Raw genomic sequence first — 26682 nt, 5'->3', positions numbered from 1 at the left:
CCATGCACAGCAAGAAGACGGTGCTGGCCGCGGCGTTCGCCGCCGTGGCCGCACTGACCCTGTCGGCCTGCGGCAGCAGCGGCGACCAGGCGGACGATCCGGTCGCCGAGGTCTCCTCCGGGACCGGGTCCGAGCCGGCCACCGTGCTCGACCAGCCCTTCACCAAGCCCGACCTCGTCCTCACCGACACACACGGCAAGAAGTACGACCTGCGCGAGCAGACCCAGGGCAAGCCGACTCTCATCTACTTCGGCTACACCAACTGCCCCGACGTGTGCCCGCTGACCATGAGCAACATCGCCGTCGCCAAGCGGGCACTGCCCAAGGCCGACCAGGACGAGCTCCAGGTCGTCTTCGTCACGACGGACCCCGAACGGGACACCCCGGCGTCCCTGGGCAGCTGGCTCGAGGCTCAGGATCCCGACTTCACCGGCCTCACCGGCGACTTCCCGACCATCCAGGCGGGAGCACGGCAGATCGGCATCGGCATCGACCCTCCGAAGAAGGAGAAGGACGGCACGGTCGTCTCGATGCACGGCGCCCAGGTCATCGCGTTCTCCCCGAAGACCGACAAGGGGTACGTGCTCTACAGCGAGGACACCACGGCCGAGGACTACACCGAGGACCTCCCGGAGCTCGTCAAGGGGGAGACCCCGTGAACCGCCGCACGGCCATCGCGGGCGCCCTCGCCCTCACGACAGGCATGGCGCTGACGGCATGTACGTCGGAAAGCGTGCCGCAGCTGGAGGTGACCGGTGCCTTCATGCCGCAGCCCGTCAGCGACATGGCAGCCGGTTTCCTGCTCGTGAAGAACAGCGGCGACACCACCGACCGGCTCACCTCGGTGACCAGTTCCCTGTCGGACAACGTGTCCATCCACGAGACGAAGGACCGGACGATGCGGATGGTCACGTCGTTCGAGGTGCCCGCCGGCGGCGCGCTCGACCTCGAACGCGGCGGCAACCACATCATGTTCACGGACCTGAAGAAGCGGCCCAGACAGGGAGAGACGGTCTCCGTAGAACTGCACTTCGAGAAAGCCGAACCCATCACGGTCGACATCCCCGTGAAGGAGACCACCTACAGCCCGAAGAAGCAGTGAGGTACTGACACCCATGACAGCCACCGCCCCGCGCTTCGGGCCCTCCCCGACACGACGGCCGCTCGCCGCGGTCGCGCTCCTCGCCGCGCTGATCAGCCTGCTGTTCGGTCTGGTGCTGGCCGGCGCGAGCCCCGCGTCCGCGCACGCCGCTCTCACGGGGAGCGACCCGCAGGACGGGGCGGTGGTCGCCACCGCTCCGCAGGACGTCACGCTGACCTTCTCCGAGCAGATCGCCATGGGCGACGACTCCATCCGGGTCCTCGACCCGAGCGGCGAGCGGGCTGACGACGGCGCTCCCCGTGATCTGACGAGCGGGGGCACCGTGCGATACGGCGTCCAGCTCCGCAGCGGTCTGCCCGACGGCACGTACACCGTGGCCTGGCAGGCGGTGTCCGCCGACAGCCATCCGGTCTCCGGAGCCTTCACCTTCTCCGTCGGCGCCCCCTCGGAAACCACCGTGGCGCTGCCCTCGGACGACGCCGGCGGCGGAATCGTGGGCGCGCTCTACGGCATCGCCCGCTACGCCGCGTACGCCGGATTCATCCTGCTCGCGGGCGGGTCGGCCTTCGTACTCGCCTGCTGGCAGCGCGGGGCCGGGGCGCGCCCGCTGCAACGGCTCGTCGTACGCGGCTGGATCACGCTGACCGCTGCGACGCTCGTGATGCTGCTCCTGCGCAGCCCCTACACCGGCTCCGGCAAGCTCGCGGATGCCTTCGACCTCGACGGTCTCCAGGCCGTGCTCGACACCAAGCCGGGGGCCGCGCTGGTCTCCCGGCTGCTCCTCCTGGGCGCCTCCGCGCTCTTCATCGCGGTCCTCTTCGGGGCGTACGCCAAGCGCGAGGACGAGAAGGAGAAGCAGGACCTCACCTTCGGACTCGCCGCAGGCGGAGCGGTCATCGCCACGGGGATCGCCGGTACGTGGGCCCTGGCCGAGCACGCCTCCACGGGTATACAGCCCGGCATCGCCATGCCCGTCGACGTGCTCCACCTCCTCGCCGTCGCCGGCTGGCTGGGCGGACTCGCCGCACTGCTGGTCGCCCTGTACCGGACGCCGGACATCACGAGCGGTGCGGTACGACGGTTCTCACGCGTGGCGTTCGGCAGTGTGCTCGTACTCGCCGCGACCGGGCTCTACCAGTCCTGGCGCCAGGTCGGTTCATGGTCCGCGCTGACCGGGACCCGGTACGGGCAGGTGCTGCTCGTCAAGGTGGCACTCGTCGCCGTGCTCGTCGGGGTCGCGTGGATATCCAGGCGGTGGACGGGGCGGTGGACGGGGCGGCTGACGGAGCTCACCGAGTCCGCCGACGAGACAGCTCCGGCTGTGGATTCGGCCGAGACGACGGAAGCGATGGAGCCGGCCTCCTCGGTGGCCCCGGCCAGGGCGGCCGAGGAGAAGCAGACGCCGGAGCGCGCCGCCCAGCTCGCCCGCCAGCGCGCCGCTCTGACGGCGACGAAGGAGAAGCGCGCCCGCGACTCCGACCCGGGCCGCTCCGGTCTTCGCCGTTCCGTGCTGGTGGAGACGGGTATCGCCGTGGTGCTGCTCGTCGTCACGACGATCCTGACGTCCACCGAGCCCGGCCGCACCGAGGAGGAGGCCGCCCGGGGCGGCACCACGCCGGCGGCCGCGCCGGTGACCGGCGGCCGGCTGAATCTGAGCCTTCCCTTCGACACCGGCGGCCAGAACGGCAAGGGGACGGTGCGCTTGGACATCTCGCCCGGCGGGACCGGCTCGAACAACGTGCACGTCTGGATCGACGGGATCGACGAACGCCCTCTGGACGTCCCCGAGGTGAAGCTCGCCTTCACCCTGGAGTCCAAGGACATCGGCCCGCTGCCCGTCGTCCCCGACCGCCTGACCGAGGGGCACTGGACGTCGAGCGGCGTACAGATCCCGATGGCGGGTGACTGGACGGTCGCCGTGACGGTGCGTACGTCGGACATCGACCAGACAACCATCGAGAAGAACGTGAAGATCGGCTGAGCAGGGTGAGCAAGAAGAAGCACGACCTCAGGGATAACGGCATCCCCGCCGCCGCCCACCGCGAAGCCGCCGCCCCCGGCGGCGGGAGTGTCGTCTCCCGGCGGCGGCTCATCGGCGGCGCGGGAGCGGCCGGTGCGGCAGGCCTCGTCCTGGGCGCGGCGGGTGGTGCGGGTGGCTACGCCGCGACGCGCGGCTCGGCCCCGACGCCCCTGGCCTCGGTCGGATCGACGGAGGCGATGTTTCACGGGAAACATCAGGCGGGGATCACCACTCCGCTTCAGGCCCGCGGGCACCTGGTGGCCTTCGACCTGGCGCCCGGCGCGGGGCGCGGCCAGGCAGCCGCCCTGATGCGCCGCTGGTCGGCCGCCGCGGAAAGGCTGATGTCCGGTGAGCCGTCGGACAGCCGGGGGCACGACACCGGGGTGGCCCTGGACGCCGGGCCCTCGTCCCTGACCGTCACCTTCGGTTTCGGACGCACCTTCTTCACCCGCACAGGGCTGACAGGCAGCCGGCCGCCCGCCCTGGACCCGCTGCCGGCCTTCTCCTCCGACCAGCTCGACGCCAGGCGGTCCGACGGCGACCTCTGGGTGCAGATCGGCGCCGACGACGCGCTCGTCGCCTTCCACGCGCTGCGCGCCCTGCAGAAGGAAGCCGGGTCGACGGCCCGGGTGCGGTGGCAGATGAACGGCTTCAACCGCACCCCGGGCGCGACGGGCCGGCCGATGACCGCACGCAACCTGATGGGCCAGGTCGACGGCACGAACAACCCGAAACCCGCCGAGGACGACTTCGAGGAGCGGATCTTCGTGCCCGCCGGCGGCTCGTCGGCGTACGCCTGGATGGCAGGAGGTTCCTACGCCGTCGTCCGGCGGATCCGGATGCTCCTGGACGACTGGGAGGAACTCACGGTCGAGCGGCAGGAGCAGGTCATAGGGCGGCGCAAGTCGGACGGTGCCCCGCTCAGCGGCGGCTCGGAGGGCAGCGCGATGGATCTGGACAAGATGGGGCCGGACGGCAAGCTGCTGATCCCCGGCAACGCCCACGCCCGGATCTCCTCCCCCGACAGGAACGGCGGTGCCGCGATGCTGCGCCGCCCCTTCTCGTACCACGACGGCATCTCCGACGACGGCACTCCGGACGCCGGGCTGCTCTTCGTCTGCTGGCAGGCCGATCCGTTCAAGGGGTTCATCCCGGTGCAGCGCAAGCTCGACCGCGGGGACGCGCTCTCACCCTTCATCCGGCACGAGGCGAGCGGCCTCTACGCCGTGCCAGGCGGGGCCGCCTCCGGGGAGTACGTGGGACAGCGCCTGCTGGAGGCGTAGGGCACCGGCCCTCTCCGTCGGGCTATTAGGGTGACCGTATGTCAGCCACGCGCTACGCCTACCTCGGTCCAGAAGGCACCTTCACCGAGGTCGCCCTCCGCACTCTCCCCGAAGCCGCCACCCGCGAGCTCGTCCCGATGGTCTCGGTACCGGCCGCGCTGGACGCGGTGCGCAGCGGGGAGGCCGCGGCAGCACTCGTCCCCATCGAGAACTCCGTGGAGGGCGGGATCAGCACGACGCTCGACGAGCTGGCCTCGGGTGCTCCGTTGATGATCTACCGCGAAGTGCTGCTCTCCATCACGTTCGCGCTGCTGGTGCGCCCCGGGACGAAGCTGGCCGACGTCAAGACCGTCACGGCCCATCCGGCCGCACAGCCGCAGGTACGCAACTGGATGGCCGCCCATCTGCCCCGAGCGGTGTGGGAGTCGGCGGCCTCCAACGCGGACGGTGCGCGGCTGGTGCAGGAGGGGCGCTACGACGCCGCTTTCGCCGGAGAGTTCGCCGCAGCAACCTACGGGCTGGAACCACTGGTGACGGAGATCCACGACGCGGAGAACGCCCAGACCCGCTTCGTGCTGGTGGGACGCCCGGCCAGGCCGTCCGCACCTACGGGAGCCGACAAGACCTCCGTCGTCATCTGGCTCGGCGACGACCGTCCGGGTGCCCTCCTCGAACTGCTCCAGGAGTTCGCCGTCCGCGGGGTCAACCTGATGCTGATCCAGTCCCGGCCCACCGGGGAGGGCATCGGCAACTACTGCTTCGCCGTGGACGCGGAGGGGCACATCGCGGACCGCCGGGTCGGCGAGGCGCTGATGGGGCTGAAGCGGATCTGCCCGAATGTGCGGTTCCTCGGTTCGTACCCGCGCGCGGGGGTGACACCCGAAGAGGTGAGCGCTCTGCGCATCGGGACGTCCGACACGGACTTCACCGAGGCGTCCGACTGGCTGGCCCGCAGCCAGGACGGCCGGGTCTGAGGTCTGCGGAGAGGGGCCGGCATTTTCATCGTCCGGTCCTACCTGCAGATTCTCGTTCCACAGAGTTATCCACAGGGCACCTCTCGGGGCTGGGGACAAGTCGACACCACAACGCGACATGGTCGACAAATCGCCCCAGTGACCGCAGAGCCCTCATGGGACGACAGGCCAGCTGTGCCGACCGAATTCCGTTGATCAACTCATCAAGATGGGCAATACCCACCCGAACGAGTGCGCGGATCGGGTTTGAGTCGGGTATCTGCGCCCCGGCATGCCGCTTTCGGAACGATCTCGTCCGGCATCCACAGATCTTCCTCACAGCCTGTGGATAACTAATTGAATCAATGGACCCCTGTGGACAACACGCCCGCCCTGGGCCCCCAACTCCCCTCACCCGCACCGGCGATGCGTCAAGGAGCGGGAGCGTTTGCTCCTTTTCGATACGCCGAGCCCCTTTTATCGGCGATCTTCCCCGTCGGCAGGCCCACGGATTCCTTCAGGGTTATCGATTCCGGCAATTCGGGCAAAGCGCCACGCTCGTCGATATCGGTTCGAGTGACGGATCTGCGCACCGGTAGCCTTGAGGGGTGATTGACCTTCGCCTGCTCCGTGAGGACCCCGACCGTGTTCGCGCCTCCCAGCGCGCCCGTGGAGAGGACGTCGCGCTCGTCGACGCCCTTCTCTCCGCCGATGAGCTGCGCAGGTCGTCCGGCGTCCGCTTCGACGAACTCCGCTCCGAGCAGAAGTCGCTCGGCAAGCTGATCCCCAAGGCCACCCCCGAGGAGCGCGCCGAGCTCCTCAAGAAGGCCGATCAGCTGAAGGCCGGGGTCAAGGCGGCCGACGCCGCACAGGACGAGGCCGACGCCGAGGCCAAGCGACTGCTCCTGCAGCTCGGCAACATCGTCCACGAGGACGTACCGGTCGGCGGCGAGGAGGACTTCGTCGTCCTGGAGACGCACGGCACCATCCGTGACTTCGGCGCGGAGGGCTTCGAGCCCAAGGACCACCTGGAGCTCGGCGAGGCCCTGGGCGCCATCGACATGGAGCGCGGCGCCAAGGTCTCCGGATCACGCTTCTACTACCTGACCGGCATCGGCGCGCTCCTCGAGCTGGCCCTGGTCAACGCCGCGATCGCGCAGGCGACCGAGGCCGGCTTCGTCCCCATGCTGACCCCGGCGCTGGTCCGCCCCCGCGCGATGGAGGGCACGGGCTTCCTCGGCCAGGCCGCGGAGAACGTGTACCACCTGGAGAAGGACGAGCTCTACCTCGTCGGCACCTCGGAAGTCCCCCTCGCGGCGTACCACATGGACGAGATCATCGACGCCGAGAAGCTGCCCCTGCGGTACGCCGGCTACTCGCCCTGCTTCCGCCGCGAGGCGGGCACCTACGGCAAGGACACCCGGGGCATCTTCCGTGTGCACCAGTTCGACAAGGTCGAGATGTTCTCGTACGTCGACCCCGCGGACGCCGAAGCCGAGCACCGCAGGCTCCTGGACTGGGAGAAGCAGTGGCTCACGGCCCTCGAGCTGCCGTTCCAGGTGATCGATGTCGCCACCGGTGACCTGGGGGCTTCGGCCTCGCGGAAGTTCGACTGCGAGGCGTGGATCCCGACCCAGGGCAAGTACCGCGAGCTGACCTCCGCGTCGAACTGCGACGGCTTCCAGGCCCGCCGGCTCTCCGTGCGTATGCGGGACGGCAAGAAGGTCCAGCCGCTGGCAACGCTGAACGGCACCCTCTGCGCCGTACCGCGCACAATCGTGGCGATCCTGGAGAATCACCAGCTGCCCGACGGTTCGGTGCGCGTGCCCGAGCTCCTCCGTCCGTACCTGGGCGGGCGCGAGCTGCTGGAGCCGGTCGCCAAGTGACGTTTCCCTACAAGCTCGTCGCGACCGATCTCGACGGCACCCTGCTGCGTGACGACCACACGGTCTCCGACCGCACCCGGGAGGCGCTGGCCGCGGCCACCGCGGCCGGCGCCGCGCACATCGTCGTCACAGGACGAGCGGTTCCGTGGACCCGGCACATCCTGGACGACCTGGGATACGAGGGCCTCGCGGTGTGCGGTCAGGGCGCGCAGGTCTACCACGCGGGCGAGCACAAGCTGCTGACCTCCCTCACCCTGGACCGGCAGCTGGCCGGGCTCGCACTCTCCAAGATCGAGGCCGAGGTCGGCCCGCTCGCCCTGGCCGCGAGCCGGGACGGGCTCGACGGCGAGGTGCTGGTCGGGCCAGGTTACCGGGTCCAGGAAGGCCCCCTCCCCGCCCTCTACATGGACGACCCCGCCGAGATGTGGACCGCTCCGCTGAACAAGGTCTACATCCAGCACCCTGAGCTCGACGACGACGCCCTCGCGAAAGCGGCGCAGCAGGCCGTCGGCAGCCTGGTGAACGTCGTCATGGCGGGCCCGGGGGTCGTGGAGATCCTGCCCCTGGGGCTGAGCAAGGCGACCGGCCTTTCGCTGGCCGCACGCCGTCTGGGTCTCAGGGCGGCGGACACGCTGGCCTTCGGTGACATGCCGAACGACATCCCCATGTTCGGATGGGCGCAGCACGGCGTCGCCATGGCCAACGCGCACGAGGACCTGAAGGCCGTGGCGCACGAGATCACCGCGTCGAACGAGCACGACGGCATCGCGGTCGTGCTGGAGGAACTGCTCCGGACGGCCCCGCGCGCCTGATGCGGGCCGTTCCGGCGTCGGCCGCCGACCATCGCCGTGGTGCGGAAGATGCGCGGATCGCGCGCGCCGGGGCGCCCCGGAGACGGCTCGGCAGGCCGCGCCCTGCCGACCTTCCAGGAGGTGGCCGCGCGACGCGCCGCCGAAGGCCCACCCGAGGGCCTGCCGCAGCGCCGCCGGGCAGCTGATGAGGCTACCGCGATGGCGGCTGCGGACCGCCGTGCGGGCAACGCGACGGACTCGTACCACCGGTCAACGCCGCGGCCCTCTCCCGGTCTTCACGGACGCCGCCGTTCGCGCCGTGCCCTTCACCGTGCCGAGGCCTTCGCCCGGGAGCACCCATTTTCCGCGGGCGGCCCCGGGTGGGGTCTCAGCCTGTGCGGCGGCTCATCTCCCTCAGGCTCTCAGCGAGGTCATCCATGCGCGCATCGAGCCGGACGACATCCTGCGAGACGTCGGTGAGCCGGAGGCTGATGGCACCGACGAGCTGATGCGTGACGTCGAGCTTCCTGTCGAGGGAGTCCAGCCGTTGCGACATCCGCACCAGCACGGGGCCGAGCTCCTGAAGTGCGTTTCCCACACCGAGGAGGCAGTCCTCGATACGGGTGACACGCCGTTCGAGGGAGACGTACGACGTCCGGAGATCCTCCTCGACGTCGAGGAGCCGGGTCCGGACGCTACGAGCGATGTCGCTGTCGCGAAGAAGCATGGCGACGTTGAGGACGGTCCTGCGGGTGTAGAGCGTAAGCTGCGTGGCCGCCTGTGGATAACTCTCGCCCAGCTCACCGCCCCATAGGGACACCATGTCCCCATGGAAGGCGCGCAGCTCAGCGCCGCGCAGCAGCCTGAGCCCGTTCTCCGCCACCTCGGTTCGGTGCCGCTGCGTCACTTTCTTGACGACCTCTGTGGATACTTCGAAGTAACGGGCCACCTCCTCCGTGCGGAGGTGAATTCCATCGGGGAGCATGACAAGGCTCTTGACCTTGTCCAGAGCTTCGACGCGCCCCATCCGCTCGGCCCGGAGAGCGCGGGATTCGAGCAGGGCGACTTCGGTGGGCATGGGTGTGCCTTTCGTGCGCGGGAACGGCAAGGACGGCCCTGTCCCCGGGCTGCGGGGGTGGAGGGCGCTCACGGTTGCCACTTGCTCGATGACCGGCCGGCGGGCACTGCCCCACCGATGCCGGCATTCCCCGAATTCACGAAAGCTCGACGCCACGGATTCCAGTTGCCTCCACGCGCCCTGTACAACGAGCCGATAAGCGCACCGTCACGCGGGCCGCTCGCGCACGTGGAGCAACCCCCGCCCGAGGGGCGGGGGTTGCACGGCGTCGGTTCTCACTCCTCGCCGGCGAGCTTCAGCGCCCGCAGCTTCTGACCCGCATACCAGGTGGCCACGACCGTGACACCGGCCAGCAGGACGGTCGCGAGCGGCAGGCCCACGTCCGAGGTGACCATGCCCTCTCCGGCGACCTTCTCGGCGACCGACAGGGACCACTGCTGCACGCTGAGCGTCCTGGCCCCCGGCACCAGACTGCCGAAGAGCGCCTCCCACACCAGCGCGTAGACCAGGCCGAAGACCACCGCGTGCCTGCTGACCGTTCCGAGCAGCAGGAACAGCGCGCTGTACGCGATCGAGGCGACCAGGGCCGCGATCGTGTACGCCACGGCGATCTGGCCGCCGTTGCCGTTGAGGATGAAGCCCGCGATCAGCGTGGGCAGCGCCGAGAAGAGCATCGTCACCGCGATGGCGACGATCAGCTTGGTGAAGATGATCGTGGGCCGCTTCACCGGCTTGGCCAGCAGATAGACGATCGAGCCGTCATCGATCTCGGGCCCGATGGCACCGGTGCCCGCGATGACACCGATGAGCGGGACCATCGTGGCGATGGCGAACCCGCCCAGCACGCCGGAGGCCACACCGTCGTCGGCACCGGCGAAGGCCCGCACCGCGACGGCGATGGCCACCAGCAGCACCGGCAGGACGAACAGGATGGCGGCCCGGCGCCGGCCGAGCAGGGCCCGGTAGGTGAGCCGGGCGACTGTGGGGTCGTACATGACGCTTCACAGCTCCTTTCAGGCCACTACTCAGGCCGCTACGAGATAGGAAAAGACCGATTCGAGGGACTCGTCGGACGGGGAGACGGTGAGCAACCGGATGCCGTGTTCGCGGGCGACCTTCGGCAGCAGCGTGGTGAAGCGTCCGAAGTCGACCGCCTGGACGCGCAGCGCCCGATCCGTCACGTCGACCTCGATCCCCGCCGTCGAGGGATCCGCGATGAGCGCCGCGGCGAGTGCACGGTCGTCGCTGGACCGGACGAGGTAGCGGTGCGGCCGGTCCGTCATCAGCCGGCGGATCTTCCGGAAGTCACCGGACGCGGCGTGGCGGCCCGCCACGATCACCTCGATGTGCGAGGCGAGCTGCTCGACCTCCTCCAGGATGTGGGAGGAGAAGAGCACCGTGCGGCCTTCCGCGCCCATCCGGCGCAGCAGCTCCATGAGCTGCATCCGCTGCCGCGGGTCCATGCCGTTGAACGGCTCGTCGAGGAGCAGCACCGAGGGGTCGTGGACCAGCGCGGACGCCATCTTCACCCGCTGGCGCATGCCCTTGCTGTACGTCGAGATCTTGCGGTCCTGCGCGTACTCCATCTCGACCGTGGCCAGGGCCTTGTGCGCGGCCGCGTCGCCCAGTCCGTGCAGCTCGGCGTTGGCGACGACGAACTCGCGGCCGGTCAGGAAGTCGTACATGCCCTCCCTCTCCGGCACGATCCCGATCGCCCGGTAGACCGCTTCGTTGCGCCAGATCTGTGTGCCGTCGAGCGTGACCCTGCCGGTCGACGGCGCCAGGAACCCGGCCATCATGTTGATCAGCGTGGACTTGCCGGCTCCGTTGGGGCCGAGCAGCCCGGTGACTCCGGGCCCCACGGTCATGCTCACGTCGTTGACGGCGACCACGTTGCCGAACCAGCGGGAGGTGTGGTCGATCTCGATGGTGGTCACAGCCCGACCCTCCGGTAGCGGCGCATCAGTACGGCGTACGAGCCGGCGACGAGCGCGAGAACAACGATCAGGTAGACCACGCCGGCGGCGGCTCCGGGTCCTCCACCCCCCGGGAAGGCGGAGGAGGCACCGAGGAACGCGGTCTGCACCCCGTCGATCAGCGTGATCGGAGAGAACAGCCCCAGCCACGTGACGGCATCGGCCGAGTCCGTCTGCCAGGCGATGGCCTGGACCGTGGACACCGCGCCGTAGGTGATGGTCAGTACGGCGATCACCGCGGCGACCCCGAAGCCACGTCGCGGTGTCAGAGCGGCGACGACCAGACCCAGCCCGGCGAAGAGCACGGAGAGCAGTGCCACGGAGACCAGCCCCTGCCCGAAGCCCTTGGTCTGGTCGGCGAAGTCGAACTTCGCGAGCAACGAGCCCGCGTAGAGGATGACGAGGGGCAGCCCGGTGAGGATGAGCAGGGCCGACGCCATGGCCGCGAACTTCGCGAGCACGTAGTCGACCCGCTCGATCGGGCGCGAGAAGTACAGGGGCACGCTCTTGAAGCGGAGGTCCCTGGACACGGACTGCGGGGCCTGGGAGGCGATGAAGAGCCCGATCACGGCCTGCAGGTAGATGGCGAAGTCCGTGTACTTGATCGGGAGCTTCGTCATGTTGGGGGTGGCGATGGCGACCGCGACGAGGATCAGCGCCACGAGGCACATCACCCCGCACAGGAGCATCGGCAGCACCTTGGACTTGGCGGACCTGCCCAGCCCGAACGAGCCCCGCAGGGACTGCGAGTAGAGCGAGCGCCGGGCGTAGGCCCGGCCCAGCCGGACACCGTCGTAGGAGCGGTATCCGATGTTGTGGATGCGGGAGCTGTCGCTCCCGGCCACGGTTCCGGTCTCAGTGCTCATCCTGACCGCTCCCCTTCTCCTGTCCGACACCGGCTGCCGCGGCCGGAGCCGCCTGGGGCGCCTCCTGGGCGCGGAAGACCTCGGCGATGCGGTGACGTCGCTGTTCCATCCGGATAAGCCCCAGCCCGAGCTCGGCGACGCTGTCGCGGACCAGGTCGTAGGTCTCTTCGCCCGTAGCCTCCACCAGGAGGATGTGACCCGCGCCCGGCAGCCCTTCGGCGTCGAGTCCGTCATGCCCCACGAGCTTCGTCCCGGCTCCGGTGAGGACCTTGCGCAGGGCGTCCGTGCCGTCGGGGTGGGTGTCGCTGTCGGTCACCTCGACCGCCAGCGTCGTGGTGGTCTTCGTGAAGTCGCTGGTCGAGCTGGAACGCAGCAGCGCGCCCCCGTCGATGACGACGACGTGGTCGCAGGTCCGCTCGAGTTCTCCCAGGAGGTGGGAGGTGACCAGCACGGAGATGCCGAAATCGGTGTGGACGCGGCGGATCAGACCGAGCATCTCGTCACGGCCGACCGGGTCCAGCCCGTTGGTCGGCTCGTCGAGAAGGACCAACTTCGGGTCGTGGACCAGAGCCTGGGCCAGCTTGACCCGTTGCTTCATTCCGGTCGAGTAACCGCCGATCGGGCGGTAGCGCTCCTCGTAGAGACCGACGTGCCGCAGGGTGTCCGCGGTGCGCTCACGCGCCGCGGTCGGCGGCAGTCCGGACATCCGCGCCATGTGGACGACGAACTCGGTCGCCGAGACGTCGGGCGGCAGGCAGTCGTGTTCGGGCATGTACCCGACCCGTTCCCGGATCGCGGCGCCTTCGGTGGCGACATCGAGCCCGAGCACCGCGGCCCGGCCTTCGGTGGCGGGGGACAGACCCAGCAGGATCTTGATCAACGTGGACTTGCCGGCCCCGTTGGAACCCACCAGGCCGGTTACGCCCGGTCCGATGTCCAAGGAGAGCCGGTCAAGCGCGGTCACCCTCGGGAACCGCTTGCTCAGGCTTTCGGTTGCGATCACAGTCACGTCTTCGAAGGTAATGGCGCGCACCGACAGGAGTCGTCAGACCAGACGGTTGTATCGACGTCCGACTCGAGGCGTACGGGCCCGTAGGGGGACCCCACGAGGGAGGAGGCCCGCGGCGCACGACCGGTGGGGCGCCGCCCGGGGCGCGGGCCGCGACGCCGGCCCGTCCGGCGTGCGGGGGCCGACCGTCCGAACGTCCCGCGCAGGCTTGTCCACATGGCGTTGTCCACAGGTGCGGGCCATCCCTTGACGCGGCCGCGGGTCGGTTGCCACATTCAGCGGTGCCACGTTACGGACGCGTACCGCGACGCCGGCACTGGACGAGGAGGCGGCGTGGAGCTGCGAAGCGCGCGTGAGCGCTGGGTACGTACGGGCGGGATCGAGCTGTGTGTGGCCGAGTTGGGCGATGCGACACAGCCGACGATCGTGCTGGTGCACGGCTATCCGGACAGCAAGGAGGTCTGGTCCGAGGTCGCCGGACGACTGGCGGAGCGGTGGCATGTGGTTCTCTACGACGTCCGCGGACACGGCAGGTCGACGGCACCCGCGCCGCTGCGCGGCGGCTTCACGCTGGAGAAGCTGACCGACGACTTCCTCGCCGTCGTGGACGCCGTGAGCCCGGACCGGCCGGTCCATGTGGTCGGCCACGACTGGGGGTCGGTCCAGTCCTGGGAATTCGCGACGGTCGAGCGCACCAAGGGCCGCATCGCCTCGTTCACCTCGATGTCAGGCCCGTCCCTCGACCATTTCGGGCACTGGATCAAAGGACGGCTGTCCCACCCGAGCCCGCGTCGCGTGGGACAGCTGCTCGGCCAGGGCGCCAAGTCCTGGTACGTGTACGCCCTGCACACGCCGGTTCTGCCCGAGATGGCCTGGCGCGGCGTACTCGGCAGGCAGTGGCCACGCATCCTGCGGCTGATGGAAAAGGTGCCCGCGGACGGGTATCCGACGACGTCCCTCCCTCAGGACGCGGCGCACGGAGCCTGGCTCTACCGTGACAACGTCCGGGCCCGCCTGCGTCGGCCTCGCCCGGACGCGCGTGCTCATGTGCCGGTGCAGTTGATCACACCGACCGGCGACGCCTTCCTGTCTCCGTCGCTCTACGACGAACTGGAGCAGTGGGTGCCCCGGCTGGTACGCCGCGCTCTGCCGGCGAAGCACTGGGTCCCGCGCACCAGGCCGGATCAGCTGGCCGCCTGGATCAGCGAGTTCGTCGAAGGGGGCGAAACCGGCGGAGCGGATGATCCCACTGCGACCGGCGTATCCGGCGCAACGGTCGAAGGCGCCCACGCGCAGCGTTTCGGCGGCCGGTTGGTGCTGGTGACGGGTGCCGCAGCAGGCATCGGGCGCGCCACGGCGCTGGCGTTCGCGGAGGCGGGAGCGCGGGTCGTTGCCGTGGACCGCGACGCGGAGGGCGTTGCCCGGACGGCGGGGACCGCACGACTGATCGGCGCACCCACCGCGTGGGGCGAGGTGGTGGACGTCGGAGACGAACAGGCCATGGAGAAGCTCGCGGAGAAGGTGGCCGCCGAGTTGGGCGTCGTGGACGTCCTGGTCAACAACGCCGGTATCGGACTTGCGGGTTCCTTCCTCGACACGACGAGCGAGGACTGGCGGAATGTTCTCGACGTCAATCTGTGGGGAGTCATCCACGGCTGTCGTGTCTTCGGCAGGCAGATGGCAGACCGGGGCCAGGGCGGCCACATCGTCAACGTCGCTTCCGCGGCCGCCTATCAGCCGTCACGCGCCCTGCCCGCCTACAGCACGTCCAAGGCGGCTGTGCTGATGCTCAGCGAGTGCCTGCGCGCGGAACTGGCCCACCGGTCGATCGGGGTCAGCGCGATATGCCCGGGCCTCATCAACACCGGGATCACCGGGACGGCACACTTCGCCGGGGCCGACGAGACGGAGGAGCAGCGCCTTCGCGGACGGGCTGCCCAGCTCTACGGACGTCGCAACTATCCTGCGGGAAAGGTCGCTCGGGCGATTCTCGACGCCGTGGTGCACAACCGGGCGGTGGTGCCGGTGACACCTGAGGCTCATGGTGCGCGGCTGCTGTCGCGGATCAGTCCTCGGATTCTACGAGGCGTCGCTCGACTGAGGCTGCCGCTCTGAACGGTGCCGCGGCGGCGCCCTTCCTTTACGTCAACACAACGTCCCAGACAGCGGGTTGATTCGGCCGTGCAGCGGGCGGCGCCAACACGGCTGCGGCGCAGCGGACTTCGCCACAGCCCTTCCTGTGCACGACCCTTGGGTGACGGACAGTTTTCGCAAATACGCAAGTTGGCTCAAGCGAGAGCTACTTGCGCAAAGCGCTTAATCGGCACACTAGTTGTCCACAGAATGGCCAACACCTCTGTGGATAAGTTGAGTTGGCTGTGGATCAAACCTGCCGTCGGCAACGAGTCTCCAAAGCCTGGTCAAAATTGGCATGCACGGGAGGACGCGACGCGCGCACTCTGGCGGGATGAACGAACAACGCACCGTCAAGGTGTCCAAGTACCTTTCGAAGCATCTGCGGCACGAACCCGCCAGGATCGGGCTCAGTCTCGACCCCAATGGGTGGGTGCCAGTCGACGAGTTGCTGCGCGCCTGCGCACGGCACGCGTTCCCGATCACCCGAGGCGAGCTCGACCACGTCGTGGCGACCAACGACAAGCGTCGCTTCGCAGTGGAGGGCGGACGGATCCGAGCGAACCAAGGGCACTCCGTGACCGTGGACCTCGACCTGCCCCGGGCCGAGCCGCCCGCGTACCTCTACCACGGCACCGTGGCGCGTGTGCTGGACGCCATCCGCACCGAGGGGCTCCGGCCCATGAGCCGTCACCATGTCCACCTCTCGGCCGACCGCGAGACCGCGGTCCGGGTGGGCGCCCGGCGCGGCGCGCCGGTCGTCCTCGCCGTCGACGCGGGCGCCATGCACCGGGCGGGTCACCACTTCCACGTCAGCGCCAACGGGGTATGGCTCACCGACTCCGTGCCGGCGCTCTACCTCCGCCTGCGCGAATGACGCGCCTCAGCGATCAGCGCTCCATGCCACCGAGGCCCGCACGCAGGTCGTCGAGGTTCATGACGGGCCGCAGGTCGATCCTGGAACCCGCCTGGAACAGCGGCTCCAGGAGCGGGGGCATCCGGGCGGAGTCCTGCATGTCGAACACCATCAGGCAGCCGCGCTGACCGTTCTGGACGGTGAAGTACGCCGCTTCCGGCTTGAGCCGCTCGACGATCTCCTCGATCATCTTGGACATCGTCCCGTCGGCTGCCGCCCTGTTCGCCGTCTCGGTGTCCATCTGTGCGGTGAGCAGCATCCTCATGACGACTCATTCCTTCCGGGAACCACGCCCGGTGCCGTGCACACGCGCGGGCGGGGCCGGCCGGGTTCCTCTCCAGCGTCGCCCCGGCTCCGCACCCCGGCAACCACTGCCACCCGCTCCCGGCAGCGATCCGCACGTGGTTCCCACCGTTTCGGGTGGTCGGCGATGCCACGGCGTCGTCGCCGTAGAGTCGTGGCCATGACCTCCTCCCGTCGACTGAGCACAGTGATCCTGCCCATCCACCGCTGGCACGACGGCGGCCGACCGCTGTGGGTACGCGCCGAGGAGCTGGGATTCCACGCCGCGTACACCTACGACCACCTGGCCTGGCGGACGTTCCGCGACGGCCCGTGGTTCGGAGCCGTACCGACGCTGACGGCAGCGGCCGCCGCGACCGAGCGGCTGCGCCTGGGCACGCTCGTCACCTCACCCAACTTCCGGCACCCGGTGACGCTCGCCAAGGACCTCATCACCCTGGACGACGTCTCCGACGGACGGATCACGCTCGGCATCGGTGCCGGCGGCAGCGGCTTCGACGCCACCACACTGCGCGGGAGTGCCGAGGAGCCGTGGACCCCACGTGAACGCGCCGACCACTTCGACGAGTTCGTCCCTCTGCTCGACCGGCTGCTGCGGGAGCCCTCAGTGACGCAGGAGGGCCGGTTCTACGCCGCGAACGAGGCCCGGAACATCCCCGGCTGTGTACAGCGCCCGCGGCTGCCCTTCGCGGTCGCCGCGACCGGACCACGCGGACTCGGGCTCGCCGCGCGGTACGGCCAGGGGTGGGTGACCACGGGTGATCCGAAATTGTTCGGGACCGGCAGCCCCGAGGAGTCCGTGGCAGCCATCCGCGGCCAGATCGCCCGGCTCGGTGCGGCCTGCGAGAAGATCGGCCGGGATGTGTCGGAGCTGGACAAGATCCTGCTCACCGGCTTCACCCCCGGCCGCCCCCTGCAGTCGCTCGACGCGTTCGTGGACTTCGCGGGAACGCACTTCGACCTCGGTTTCACCGAGATCGTCGTCCACTGGCCCGTGCCGGACTCCGACTTCGCCCAGGACCAGGACGTGTTCGAACGTATCGCCACCGAGGCACTGGCCCAGCTGAGCTGACCTCCGTCCGGCTCCCGTGGGCGGCCGGGACAGGCCCCGACCCCGCGTCCGACGACCCTTGCGAGGACGGGCCGCCGCTCCGGGTGCACCGTTTCCGGCCCGGCGGCGCGCCCGGGGCGCCGTCGGCATATGCCTCTGTCAGGTTCCGCAGCTCAGGGGCGCGCTTACTCAAATGGGCGCCCCTCTGCACGCCCGTGCGACTCCGTACGGGAGAATGAGCGGGTGACCTCAGCTACCGACTCGCCCCTGCCTGCCGTGACCCGGCTGATCGCCACCGATCTGGACGGCACGCTCCTGCGCGACGACAAGACCTTGTCGGACCGTACGATCGCCGCCCTGGCAGCCGCCGAAGAGGCCGGAATCGAAGTCTTCTTCGTCACGGGAAGGCCCGCCCGCTGGATGGACGTCGTCAGCCCGTACGTACAGGGCCACGGCATGGCGATCTGCGCGAACGGGGCCGCTGTCGCCGATCTCCGCGACGGCCGGCTGCTCAGTGTCCATCCACTGGACCGCGAGATCGCCCTGGGCGTGGTCGATGCTCTGCGCGAAGCCGCCCCCGGAGTGTCGTTCGCCGTCGAGCTGGCCACCGGCATCCACTACGAACCCGCCTACCCCCCGTTCCACATGGACCCGGGCGCCACGGTCGCCGTCGCGGAGAAGCTCCTGTACGAGGAGGCTCCGGGCACCGGTACGCCGGTCCTCAAGGTCCTCGCCCACCACCCCGAACTGGCCCCCGACGCCTTCCTCGCGCTGGCCCGCGAAATCGCGGGACACCAGGCCTCGTTCACCCGGTCCAGCCCCACCGCGCTCCTGGAGATCAGTGGCCTCGGGGTTTCCAAGGCCCGCACGCTGGCAGCCTGCTGCGCGGAGCGCGGGATCGCTCCGGACGAGGTGGTCGCGTTCGGGGACATGCCCAACGACGTGGAGATGCTGAGCTGGGCCGGTGCCTCGTTCGCCATGGGGAACGCCCACCCGGCCGCTGTGACCGCCGCGTCCGGAGTGACGCTCACGAACGACGAGGACGGTGTCGCGGTCGTCATCGAGCGGATCCTCACCGCCCGCCGAACCACACGCTGAAGCGGCCGCTGAACCACACGCCGAAGCGGCCGCCGAACCACCGGCCGAGGCCGCTCACCGAGGCCGCCTGACGAGGCCCTTCATGGGCCGCTCACCCGAAGCGCACTGTGAGCCGACGCGTCCTGGGGCCCACCGTGCCGTCAGAGCGGGACCTGCCACGTCACCGTCGTACCGCTGTCGCCCTCGCCGTCCCCCGGCCCGAACCAGCTCTCGCCGCCCAGCGACTCGGCCCGCCTGGCGAGGTTGCGCAGTCCGCTGCGCCGCCCGCCGTCGGGGATGCCCACCCCGTCGTCCGTGACCGTCAGCCGCACCGCGTCGCGCCCGTCGGGCAGTACAGCGGTCGCGTCCACCCTCACCTCGACGCGTGACGCTCCGGCGTGACGGAACGTGTTGGACAGCGCCTCGCGCAGAGCCGCGATGAGATTCTTGCCCGGGAGCTCCCCCACCAGTGAGTCGACGGGGCCGAGGAATCGGTGCGAGGGCATGAACCCCAGCGGCACCGCCGCCATGTTGATCTCCCGCAGCACTCGGGTCCGCAGCCCGGCGGGCGCCTCCTCCGGTTCGTGCTGCAGCGCGAAGATGGCCGTACGGATCTCCTGGATGGTCACGTCCAGTTCGTCGACGGCCCGCCCGATGCCGTCCTGCACCGCGGGAACCGGAGAGCGCCGCTGAGCACCCTCCAGCATGATCCCGGTGGCGAACAGACGCTGGATGACGAGGTCGTGGAGGTCGCGGGCGATGCGGTCCCGGTCCTCGTACACGGCCAGCCTCTCCCGGTCGCGCTGGGCCTCGGCCAGTTTCAGGGCCAGTGCGGCCTGGGCGGCGAAGTGGGTGGCGAGCAGCCTCTCCGCCCGGGTGAACGGCCTGCCGCCCCGGGCCCGGGGGATGGAGAGCGCCCCCAGCACCCGGCCACCGCTGCGGAGGGGGAGCAGCACGTGCGGGCCGAACTGACCGGCCAGCCTGGTGATCATGCGGGGGTCGGCCACCGGGTCCTCCAGGTACACCTCCTCGCCCCTCAGCAGCGCAGCGACCACGGGGCTCTTCGGCGGAATGATCACTCCGAGGGAGGCGGACGGTTTGTCCCCGGCGACGGCGACGATCTCAAGACCTCCCCCTGCGGCCGGAAGCAGCACGATGCCGGCCGCGGCGTCGGCGAGGCGGCGCGCCTGTTCGGCGACGACGGCGAGCGCCTCGTCGGCGTCCCCGCCCGAGAGCAGGGCGGTGGTGACAGCCACCGAGCCCTCGATCCACTGTTCCCGCTGCCGGGCCGCCTCGTAGGTCCGAGCGTGGCCGATGGCGATCCCGGCCTCCGTGGCCAGCACGCGCAGAATGTGCAGCTCGTCATCGCCGAATGCGCCGTGGCCCTGCTTCTCCGTCACGTAGAGATTGCCGAAGATCCTGCCCTGGACCCGGATCGGGACCCCGAGGAAGGTGCGCATACGCGGATGCGCGGCCGGGAATCCCGCGAAACGCGGATCGGCCTCCAGATCCTCCAGCCGAATGGGAACCCCGTCCTTGATCAGTGCGCCCAGGAGCCCGGTGTGCCCGTCGGGCGGGCGGCCGATCGCCCGGGCGGTCTCCTCCGATACCCCATGAGTGATGAAGTCGCTGAGGCTCTCACCGGGATTCTCGACGACGCCGATGGCCGCATAGCGGGCGTGGGCGAGCTCCGCCGCGGTCTCACAGATGCGCTCGAGGGTCGAGTGGAGTTCCAGACCCGTACCGACGGACCTCGTCGCTTTCAGCAGTTGCGGAACGCGTGCGGTCAACTCCGCGGAAAGGCCTCGCAGGCTTCCGGCGGTCTGCTGCGCGGCTCCGGGCGAGTACTTCGGATCCTGCTGAGGCATGACCTGAGCCTAATAAATACCTAATGTTCCGGAAAGTCGGATTTCAAGTCGGCCCCTGTCCTCAGGCCCGTGCGGACGCCGCCGCGGCCGGACGCATCTGATCCTGCTCGGTGCCCACCGGGTCCTGCTCACGCTCGAGCATCCGACGCAGCGGACCGTCCTGGGCGGCGAGCGCGGCGTACGGGCCCTGCTGCACGACCCGGCCCGCGTCCAGCACCAGGATCTCGTCCACCGCTTCGAGTCCGGCCAGGCGATGGGTGATCAGCAGGGTCGTACGCCCCTGAGTGGCCACCAGCAGATCAGCGGTCAGCGCGTCCGCCGTCGCCAGATCGAGGTGCTCCGCGGGCTCGTCGAGGACGAGTACGGGGAAGTCGGCGAGGAGCGCACGGGCGAGCGCCAGGCGCTGCCTCTGACCACCCGACAGCCGGGCCCCGTGTTCACCCACCAGCGTGTCGAGGCCGTCCGGAAGTGACTGGACCCAGTCCAGAAGCCGGGCGCCCGCAAGTGCCTCCCTCAGCAGATCGTCCGTCGCACCGGTGCGGGCGAGCCGCAGATTCTCGCGGATGGAGCTGTCGAAGACGTGGGCGTCCTGGGCGCACAGCCCGACGAAGGTGCGGACCGTGTCCCCGTCCAGCACGGAAGCTTCGACACCTCCGAGACGGTACGTCCCTTCACGAGGATCCAGGAAGCGGAGGAGGACCTGTGCCAGCGTGGTCTTGCCCGAGCCGGACGGTCCCACGACAGCCACGCGCTTGCCGGCGTGCAGTGTCAGACCGACGGAGTGCAGGGCATCGCGTTCCGCGCCCTCGTACCGGGCCGACAGACCTCGCACGTCGAGCGGGAAGGGCGAAGCCGGCGCCTCGGCCGGTGCGGCAGGCTCCTCTACCGGTACAGGGGCGTCCAGCACCTCGAAGACCCGGTCGGCGCTCCGCTCGACCCGCCGGCGGTACTGCACCGCGAGCGGCAGCCCCGTCACCGCCTCGAACGCGGCGAGGGGGGTGAGCACGACGACGGCGAGCTCGATACCCGCCAGCCGTGCGTCGTACACGGCGGGCAGCGCGACGATCGCCGCACCCACGACGGTCAGCCCGCAGATCAGGGCGGACAGCCCCCCGCCGAGCGCCGTCGCGGACGCGGCGCGCGAGGCGATGCGGGTGAGGAGGGCGTCCGCCGTGCGCACCTGTTCCCTGCGCGACGGCAGTGCGCCGGCGACAGCCAGCTCGGCCGTCCCGCCCAGAAGGTCGGCGACCCGGACGGCCAGCGCGGCCCTCGCGGGGGCCAGTTGGCGCTCGGCACGACGGGAGCACGCTCCGCTCAGCCACGGCACGCCCACACCCGCGAGAAGCAGCCCTGCGGCCAGGACAGCACCTGCCTCCGGAAGCATCCAGCCGGTGAAGGCGACCGACCCCGCCCCCACCGCGAGGGCGGTTCCCACGGGCAGCAGCCAGCGCAGCCAGTAGTCCTGCAGGGCGTCGACGTCGGAGACGAGCCGGGACAGCAGGTCGCCCCGCCGCGTGGCCCGAAGACCGGCGGGCGCTATGCGCTCCAGCCCTCGATAGACGGACACCCGGAGCTCGGCGAGCATCCTCAGCACAGCGTCGTGGGACACCAGCCGCTCCGCGTAGCGGAAGACGGCCCGGCCGATACCGAACGCCCGGGTCGCGGTGACCGCGACCATCAGATACAGCACCGGCGGCTGCTCGGAAGCGCGTGAGATCAGCCATCCGGAGACGGCCATGAGTCCGACCGAGGACCCCACGGCGAGACTGCCCAGCAACAGGGCCAACCCCAGCTTCCCGTGCTGGGAACCGGCGGCCTCCCGGACCCGCGTGAGCACGCGGCCGCCGGCCCTCGGGACGGTGTCCTTGAGCAGCGCGGGCTCCCCCGCACCCAGCCCCTCGGGGCTGTCCGGGACACGCGGAGCGACAGGCCCAGGGGCCGCCCCACCGTCCGGCTCCTCACTTTGGGGCGGCGCATCGCGCGTACCCGGCTCGAGCGCCACCACCCGGTCCGCGACCGAGAGCAGCGCCGGCCGGTGCACGACCAGCAGCACCGTTCGTCCCGCGGCCAGCCTTCGCACCGCCTCGACGATGCCGGCCTCCGTCTCGCCGTCCAGGCTCGCCGTTGGCTCGTCCAGCAGCAGCACAGGCCGGTCGGCGAGGAAGGCCCGCGCCAGCGCCAGCCGCTGCCGCTGCCCCGCGGAGAGTCCCGCACCGTCCTCGCCCAGTACGGTCCCGGCGCCGCCCGGCAACGCGTCGACGAACTCCAGCGCCCCTGCGTCCCGGAGCGCGGCCATGACCGCCGCATCGTCCGCGTCCGGGCGGGCCAGTCGAACGTTCTCCGCGATCGTCCCGGCGAAGAGGTGCGGACGCTGCGGCACCCAGGCGATCTGCTCACGCCAACGTTCGGGGGAGAGGTCGGACAGAGGGGTTCCGCCGACCCTTACCCGCCCCTCGTCGGGCGTGGTGAACCCCAGCACCACACCGAGGAGCGTGGACTTACCGATTCCGCTGGGGCCGACCAAGGCCACCGTTTCCCCCGGCTCCACCACGAGGGATGCGGCAGCCAGGGAAAGCTCGGTCCGGCCCGGGTGCCGCACCGCCACTCCCTCCAGTTCCAGCCGCAGCGACTGTGGCACCTCCTGGGTGCCGTCGGCCGCCGGCTCGGTCTCCAGTACGGCGAAGATCTCCTCGGCTGCCGAGAGTCCCTCGGCAGCCGCGTGGTACTGCGCGCCGACCTGGCGGATGGGCAGATAGGCCTCCGGCGCCAGGATGAGGACCACCAGTCCCGTGTAGAGGTCGAGTTCTCCGTGGACGAGCCGCATTCCGATCGTCACCGCCACCAGGGCCACGGAGAGAGTCGCCAGCAGTTCCAGGGCGAAGGAGGAGAGGAAGGCGATCCGGAGGGTCTTCAGCGTGGCCCGGCGGTACTCCGAGGTGATACTGCGGATCGATTCGGCCTGGGCCTTGGCCCGCCCGAAGACCTTCAGCGTCGGCAGCCCGGCGACCACGTCGAGAAAGTGCCCTGAGAGCCGTGACAGCAACTTCCACTGCCGGTCCATCCGGGACTGGGTGGCCCATCCGATCAGAATCATGAAGAGCGGAATCAGCGGCAGCGTCACGACGATGATCGCCGCCGAGACCCAGTCCTCGGTGACGATCCGGGCCAGCACCGCCACCGGAACGACGACTGCGAGTCCGAGCTGCGGGAGATAGCGCGAGAAGTAGTCGTCAAGGGCGTCGACGCCCCGGGTGGCCAGGGCGATCAGCGACCCGGTGCGCTGCCCGCTCAGCCAGTCCGGCCCCAGTTCGGAGGCCCGTTCCATGAGGCGGCCGCGCAGTTCGGACTTGACCGCGGAGCTGGCCCGGTAGGCGGCCAGTTCGGTGAGCCAGGCCACGAACCCCCGTCCCAGAGCGACAGCGGCGAGCAGGAGCAGTGGGGTGCGGAGCCCGGCAACGGTCAGCCCGTTCTCGAATCCGCCCACCACCACTTCGGCGACGAGCATGGCCTGGGCGATGACCAGTGCGGCTCCGACCACGCCCAGTGCCACCACGGCCGCCAGGAAGAACCGGGTGGCTCGGGCGTACCGGAGCAGACGAGGGTCGATCGGTTTCACGTGAAACAGCTCCCCAGGGTGTCAGGGCGACTAGTGCGTATCGGCGATGTGCTGCGTACCGATGCGCTTGCGGAACACCCAGTACGTCCACCCCTGGTACAGCAGCACCACCGGCGTGGCGATGCCGGCGCACCAGGTCATGATCTTGAGGGTGTACGGGCTGGAGGAGGCGTTGGAGACCGTGAGGTTCCAGGCGTCGTCCAGCGAAGACGGCATGACGTTCGGGAAGAGCGTCAGGAAGAGCATCGCGACCGCCGCAGCGATGGTCACCCCGGAGAAGGCGAAGGACCAGCCCTCACGTCCCGCCGCGATGGCGCCGATTGCCAGGACCAGCGACAGGACAGCGATGATCATCGCTGCCAGACTCCAGCGGTTGCCGTTGTCCGCCTGGGTCCAGAGGAGGAAGCCCAGCGCGAGCACCGCGGTGACCAGGCCCAGCTTCAGGGCCAGCCCGCGCGCACGCTTCCTGATGTCACCGACGGTCTTGAGCGCGGCGAACACCGCTCCGTGGAAGGTGAAGAGGAAGAGCGTGACCAGCCCACCCAGGATGGCGTACGGGTTGAGCAGGTCCCAGAGGTTGCCGACGTACTCCATGTCGGCATCGATCTTCACGCCGCGGACGATGTTCCCGAAGGCCACGCCCCAGAGAACGGCCGGGATCAGCGAGGTCCAGAAGATCGCGTGCTCCCAGTTGGTCTGCCAGCGCTCCTCGGGCCGCTTCGCCCGGTACTCGAACGCCACCCCCCGCACGATCAGGCAGAGCAGGATGACCAGCAGAGGCAGGTAGAAACCGGAGAACAAGGTGGCGTACCACTCGGGGAAGGCCGCGAAGGTCGCACCGCCCGCGCTGAGCAGCCACACCTCGTTCCCGTCCCAGACCGGCCCGATCGTGTTGATCAGGACGCGGCGCTCCTTGCGGTCCCGGGCCAGCAGCTTGGTGAGGACCCCGATTCCGAAGTCGAATCCCTCCAGGAAGAAGTAGCCGGTCCACAGGACGGCGATGAGCACGAACCAGACGTCGTGGAGTTCCATCTCTCAGCTCCGCTTGATCTCAGTAGGAGAAGGCCATCGGCCGGTCGGCGTCCTCGTCGTGGCCGCCGATCCGGGTGGGCGGGTTGAGGTCGGCCTCGGTGAGCTCGGGCGGACCCGCCTTGACGTACTTCAGGAGGAGCTTGACCTCGATGACGGCGAGCACCGCGTAGAGCGCCGTGAAGCCGATCATGGAGGTGAGGACCTCCCCCTGCGAGACCCCCGGTGAGACCGCGTCGCGGGTCTGGAACACCCCGTACACCACCCAGGGCTGCCGCCCCATCTCGGTGAAGATCCAGCCCCAGGAATTGGCGATCAGGGGGAAGAGCATGGTCCACAGGGCTGTGATCCAGTAGAGCTTGGCGAGCTTCGGGCTCAGCGCCTTGTTCCTGAACAGCACCAGGTTCGGCACCTCGTCCTCGTCCGTGCGCAACGCCGGTGGCAGCAGGAACTTCCGCCGCGTCAGCCACAGCCCGAGCAGACCGAGCCCGAACGACGCCATGCCGAAGCCGATCATCCAGCGGAAGCTCCAGAAGGCGACCGGGATGTTGGGCCGGTAGTCACCGGGCCCGTAGGTCTCCTGCAGTTCCTTGTTGATGTCGTTGATGCCAGGAACGTAGGAGGTGAAGGTGTTGTCCGCGAGGAACGAGAGCACTCCGGGTATGGAGACCTCCACGTCGTTGTGCCCCTCGGCGACATCCCCGACCGCGAAGAGCGAGAAGGGGGCACCGTCCTCGCCCTCCCACAGCGCCTCCGCCGCGGCCATCTTCATCGGCTGCTGCTTGAACATCACCTTGCCGAGGGTGTCTCCGCTGACCGCGGTGAGCATCCCTGCCGCCACCACCGTGACCAGCCCGACCCTCAGCGAGGTGCGCATCACCCGGATGTGCTTCTTGCGGGCCAGGTGGAAGGCGGAGATGCCGACCATGAAGGCGCCGCCGACGAGGAAGGCCGCCGTGATGGTGTGGAAGAACTGGGTGAGCGCGGTGTCCTGGGTGAGCACCTTCCAGAAGTCGGTGAGCTCGGCACGGCCGCGTTCCTCGTTGATCCGGTAACCGACCGGGTGCTGCATCCAGGAGTTGGCGGCCAGGATGAAGAACGTCGAGAGGATCGTGCCTATGGACACCATCCATATGCAGGCGAGATGGATCTTCTTCGGCAGCTTGTCCCAGCCGAAGATCCACAGGCCGATGAAGGTGGACTCGAAGAAGAACGCGATCAGCGCCTCGAAGGCGAGCGGGGCGCCGAAGACGTCACCGACGAACCGCGAGTAGTCGGACCAGTTCATCCCGAACTGGAACTCCTGGACGATGCCGGTGACCACGCCCATGGCGATGTTGATCAGAAACAGCTTGCCCCAGAACTTGGTCGCCCTGAGGTACTTCTCGTTGTCCGTGCGCACCCAGGCGGTCTGCAGGCCGGCCGTGAGCGCGGCGAGAGAGATCGTCAGAGGGACGAACAGGAAGTGGTAGACGGTGGTGATGCCGAACTGCCATCGCGCCAGAGTCTCTGGTGCCAGAGCCAGGTCCACGACTCTTCTCCTTACGTCGCCGTGATCACAGCCGCAGAGTGCCCGGTCAATCCACCCGATCAAGGGAGGAAACGGGGCGCGCTTGTGAACGCGTTCACATTCACAAGCATTATGGCGCACATGTCTTCGAAGGTTTCGAGTGGGGGGTGCTTTCCGGCCGATCCTGCCGACCCGCCCGAAACCGGACAGGCGTC

21 protein-coding genes are annotated in these 26682 nt (G+C 69.6%); 11 read left to right on the top strand and 10 right to left on the bottom strand.

The genetic code is table 11. From position 1 onward, the window contains the following. The first annotated feature begins 2 nt into the window (after window positions 1-2). From JOC24_RS06795 to JOC24_RS06765, 7 genes are all read left to right on the top strand, one after another. The gene (locus JOC24_RS06795; protein WP_205019183.1) at window positions 3-659 is read left to right on the top strand and encodes an SCO family protein; all 657 of its coding nucleotides are present in this window, start codon (window positions 3-5) and stop codon (window positions 657-659) included. Continuing rightward, window positions 656-1102 (top strand): copper chaperone PCu(A)C, encoded by a 447-nt coding sequence (locus JOC24_RS06790; RefSeq protein ID WP_205019182.1) that lies wholly within the window; start codon window positions 656-658, stop codon window positions 1100-1102. The genes JOC24_RS06795 and JOC24_RS06790 overlap by 4 nt, the downstream gene beginning before the upstream one ends. Window positions 1103-1115: 13 nt before the next feature. Continuing rightward, entirely contained in the window at window positions 1116-3083 is a 1968-nt protein-coding gene (locus tag JOC24_RS06785; protein ID WP_205019181.1) for a copper resistance CopC/CopD family protein, read from the top strand. 41 nt (window positions 3084-3124) lie between these two features. Next, window positions 3125-4405: an iron uptake transporter deferrochelatase/peroxidase subunit gene (efeB, locus tag JOC24_RS06780; RefSeq protein ID WP_307792651.1), complete on the top strand. Its 1281-nt coding sequence runs from the start codon at window positions 3125-3127 to the stop codon at window positions 4403-4405. 38 nt (window positions 4406-4443) lie between these two features. Continuing rightward, on the top strand, window positions 4444-5379 hold the full coding sequence (gene pheA, locus JOC24_RS06775; protein WP_205019179.1) for a prephenate dehydratase: 936 nt from the start codon (window positions 4444-4446) through the stop codon (window positions 5377-5379). 587 nt (window positions 5380-5966) lie between these two features. After that, window positions 5967-7244 carry a serine--tRNA ligase gene (serS, locus tag JOC24_RS06770; RefSeq protein WP_205019178.1) on the top strand — a complete coding sequence of 426 codons (1278 nt, stop codon included), beginning with the start codon at window positions 5967-5969 and terminating at the stop codon, window positions 7242-7244. Further along, complete coding sequence (locus tag JOC24_RS06765) at window positions 7241-8056, top strand: HAD family hydrolase (protein ID WP_205019177.1); 816 nt, start codon at window positions 7241-7243, stop codon at window positions 8054-8056. Before serS ends, JOC24_RS06765 begins: the two co-directional genes overlap by 4 nt. A gap of 367 nt (window positions 8057-8423) precedes the next feature. Here the strand turns inward: JOC24_RS06765 and JOC24_RS06760 are convergent, their stop codons facing one another. The 5 genes from JOC24_RS06760 to JOC24_RS06740 form a co-directional block, all read right to left on the bottom strand. Continuing rightward, on the bottom strand, window positions 8424-9113 hold the full coding sequence (locus tag JOC24_RS06760; RefSeq protein WP_205019176.1) for a hypothetical protein: 690 nt from the start codon (window positions 9111-9113) through the stop codon (window positions 8424-8426). Between the two features lie 275 nt (window positions 9114-9388). After that, window positions 9389-10108: an ABC transporter permease gene (locus JOC24_RS06755; protein ID WP_205019175.1), complete on the bottom strand. Its 720-nt coding sequence runs from the start codon at window positions 10106-10108 to the stop codon at window positions 9389-9391. Between the two features lie 30 nt (window positions 10109-10138). Continuing rightward, on the bottom strand, window positions 10139-11050 hold the full coding sequence (locus JOC24_RS06750; protein WP_205019174.1) for an ABC transporter ATP-binding protein: 912 nt from the start codon (window positions 11048-11050) through the stop codon (window positions 10139-10141). Next, entirely contained in the window at window positions 11047-11955 is a 909-nt protein-coding gene (locus tag JOC24_RS06745) for an ABC transporter permease (RefSeq protein WP_205019173.1), read from the bottom strand. The genes JOC24_RS06750 and JOC24_RS06745 overlap by 4 nt, the downstream gene beginning before the upstream one ends. Then, entirely contained in the window at window positions 11945-12958 is a 1014-nt protein-coding gene (locus JOC24_RS06740; protein WP_205019346.1) for an ABC transporter ATP-binding protein, read from the bottom strand. Before JOC24_RS06740 ends, JOC24_RS06745 begins: the two co-directional genes overlap by 11 nt. Window positions 12959-13297: 339 nt before the next feature. Here JOC24_RS06740 and JOC24_RS06735 point away from each other — a divergent pair, with 339 nt between their 5' ends. Together JOC24_RS06735 and JOC24_RS06730 are read left to right on the top strand one after the other, a co-directional pair. Beyond that, complete coding sequence (locus tag JOC24_RS06735; protein ID WP_205019172.1) at window positions 13298-15079, top strand: SDR family oxidoreductase; 1782 nt, start codon at window positions 13298-13300, stop codon at window positions 15077-15079. Between the two features lie 352 nt (window positions 15080-15431). After that, window positions 15432-15974 (top strand): RNA 2'-phosphotransferase, encoded by a 543-nt coding sequence (locus tag JOC24_RS06730; RefSeq protein WP_205019171.1) that lies wholly within the window; start codon window positions 15432-15434, stop codon window positions 15972-15974. A 13-nt stretch (window positions 15975-15987) separates the two neighbouring features. Here the strand turns inward: JOC24_RS06730 and JOC24_RS06725 are convergent, their stop codons facing one another. Continuing rightward, complete coding sequence (locus tag JOC24_RS06725) at window positions 15988-16278, bottom strand: hypothetical protein (RefSeq protein ID WP_205019170.1); 291 nt, start codon at window positions 16276-16278, stop codon at window positions 15988-15990. 198 nt (window positions 16279-16476) lie between these two features. Between JOC24_RS06725 and JOC24_RS06720 the strand changes: the two genes are divergently transcribed. Continuing rightward, entirely contained in the window at window positions 16477-17388 is a 912-nt protein-coding gene (locus JOC24_RS06720; RefSeq protein ID WP_205019169.1) for an LLM class flavin-dependent oxidoreductase, read from the top strand. A 222-nt stretch (window positions 17389-17610) separates the two neighbouring features. After that, window positions 17611-18465 (top strand): Cof-type HAD-IIB family hydrolase, encoded by an 855-nt coding sequence (locus tag JOC24_RS06715; protein ID WP_205019168.1) that lies wholly within the window; start codon window positions 17611-17613, stop codon window positions 18463-18465. A 140-nt stretch (window positions 18466-18605) separates the two neighbouring features. Here the strand turns inward: JOC24_RS06715 and JOC24_RS06710 are convergent, their stop codons facing one another. The 4 genes from JOC24_RS06710 to JOC24_RS06695 form a co-directional block, all read right to left on the bottom strand. Next, window positions 18606-20312: a sensor histidine kinase gene (locus JOC24_RS06710; RefSeq protein ID WP_205019167.1), complete on the bottom strand. Its 1707-nt coding sequence runs from the start codon at window positions 20310-20312 to the stop codon at window positions 18606-18608. A 61-nt stretch (window positions 20313-20373) separates the two neighbouring features. Next, window positions 20374-23928 carry a thiol reductant ABC exporter subunit CydD gene (cydD, locus tag JOC24_RS06705; RefSeq protein WP_205019166.1) on the bottom strand — a complete coding sequence of 1185 codons (3555 nt, stop codon included), beginning with the start codon at window positions 23926-23928 and terminating at the stop codon, window positions 20374-20376. Between the two features lie 30 nt (window positions 23929-23958). After that, window positions 23959-24960, bottom strand: a complete 1002-nt coding sequence (gene cydB, locus JOC24_RS06700) for a cytochrome d ubiquinol oxidase subunit II (protein ID WP_205019165.1) — start codon at window positions 24958-24960, stop codon at window positions 23959-23961. Between the two features lie 19 nt (window positions 24961-24979). Beyond that, a complete protein-coding gene (locus JOC24_RS06695; protein WP_205019164.1) occupies window positions 24980-26488 on the bottom strand; it encodes a cytochrome ubiquinol oxidase subunit I in 1509 nt (502 codons plus the stop codon). Window positions 26489-26682: the final 194 nt, after the last annotated feature.

The organism is Streptomyces sp. HB132, assembly GCF_016909575.1.
Lineage (GTDB): Bacteria > Actinomycetota > Actinomycetes > Streptomycetales > Streptomycetaceae > Streptomyces.
This window is presented reverse-complemented; position numbering and strand designations above follow the sequence as displayed.

Coding starts and splice junctions, on each gene's coding strand:
- JOC24_RS06730 (WP_205019171.1), top strand. CDS start 15,432: ATGAACGAACAACGCACCGTCAAGGTGTCCAAGTACCTTTCGAAGCAT.
- JOC24_RS06785 (WP_205019181.1), top strand. CDS start 1,116: ATGACAGCCACCGCCCCGCGCTTCGGGCCCTCCCCGACACGACGGCCG.
- JOC24_RS06725 (WP_205019170.1), bottom strand. CDS start 16,278: ATGAGGATGCTGCTCACCGCACAGATGGACACCGAGACGGCGAACAGG.
- pheA (WP_205019179.1), top strand. CDS start 4,444: ATGTCAGCCACGCGCTACGCCTACCTCGGTCCAGAAGGCACCTTCACC.
- JOC24_RS06710 (WP_205019167.1), bottom strand. CDS start 20,312: ATGCCTCAGCAGGATCCGAAGTACTCGCCCGGAGCCGCGCAGCAGACC.
- cydB (WP_205019165.1), bottom strand. CDS start 24,960: ATGGAACTCCACGACGTCTGGTTCGTGCTCATCGCCGTCCTGTGGACC.
- JOC24_RS06795 (WP_205019183.1), top strand. CDS start 3: ATGCACAGCAAGAAGACGGTGCTGGCCGCGGCGTTCGCCGCCGTGGCC.
- JOC24_RS06760 (WP_205019176.1), bottom strand. CDS start 9,113: ATGCCCACCGAAGTCGCCCTGCTCGAATCCCGCGCTCTCCGGGCCGAG.
- JOC24_RS06755 (WP_205019175.1), bottom strand. CDS start 10,108: ATGTACGACCCCACAGTCGCCCGGCTCACCTACCGGGCCCTGCTCGGC.
- JOC24_RS06720 (WP_205019169.1), top strand. CDS start 16,477: ATGACCTCCTCCCGTCGACTGAGCACAGTGATCCTGCCCATCCACCGC.
- JOC24_RS06745 (WP_205019173.1), bottom strand. CDS start 11,955: ATGAGCACTGAGACCGGAACCGTGGCCGGGAGCGACAGCTCCCGCATC.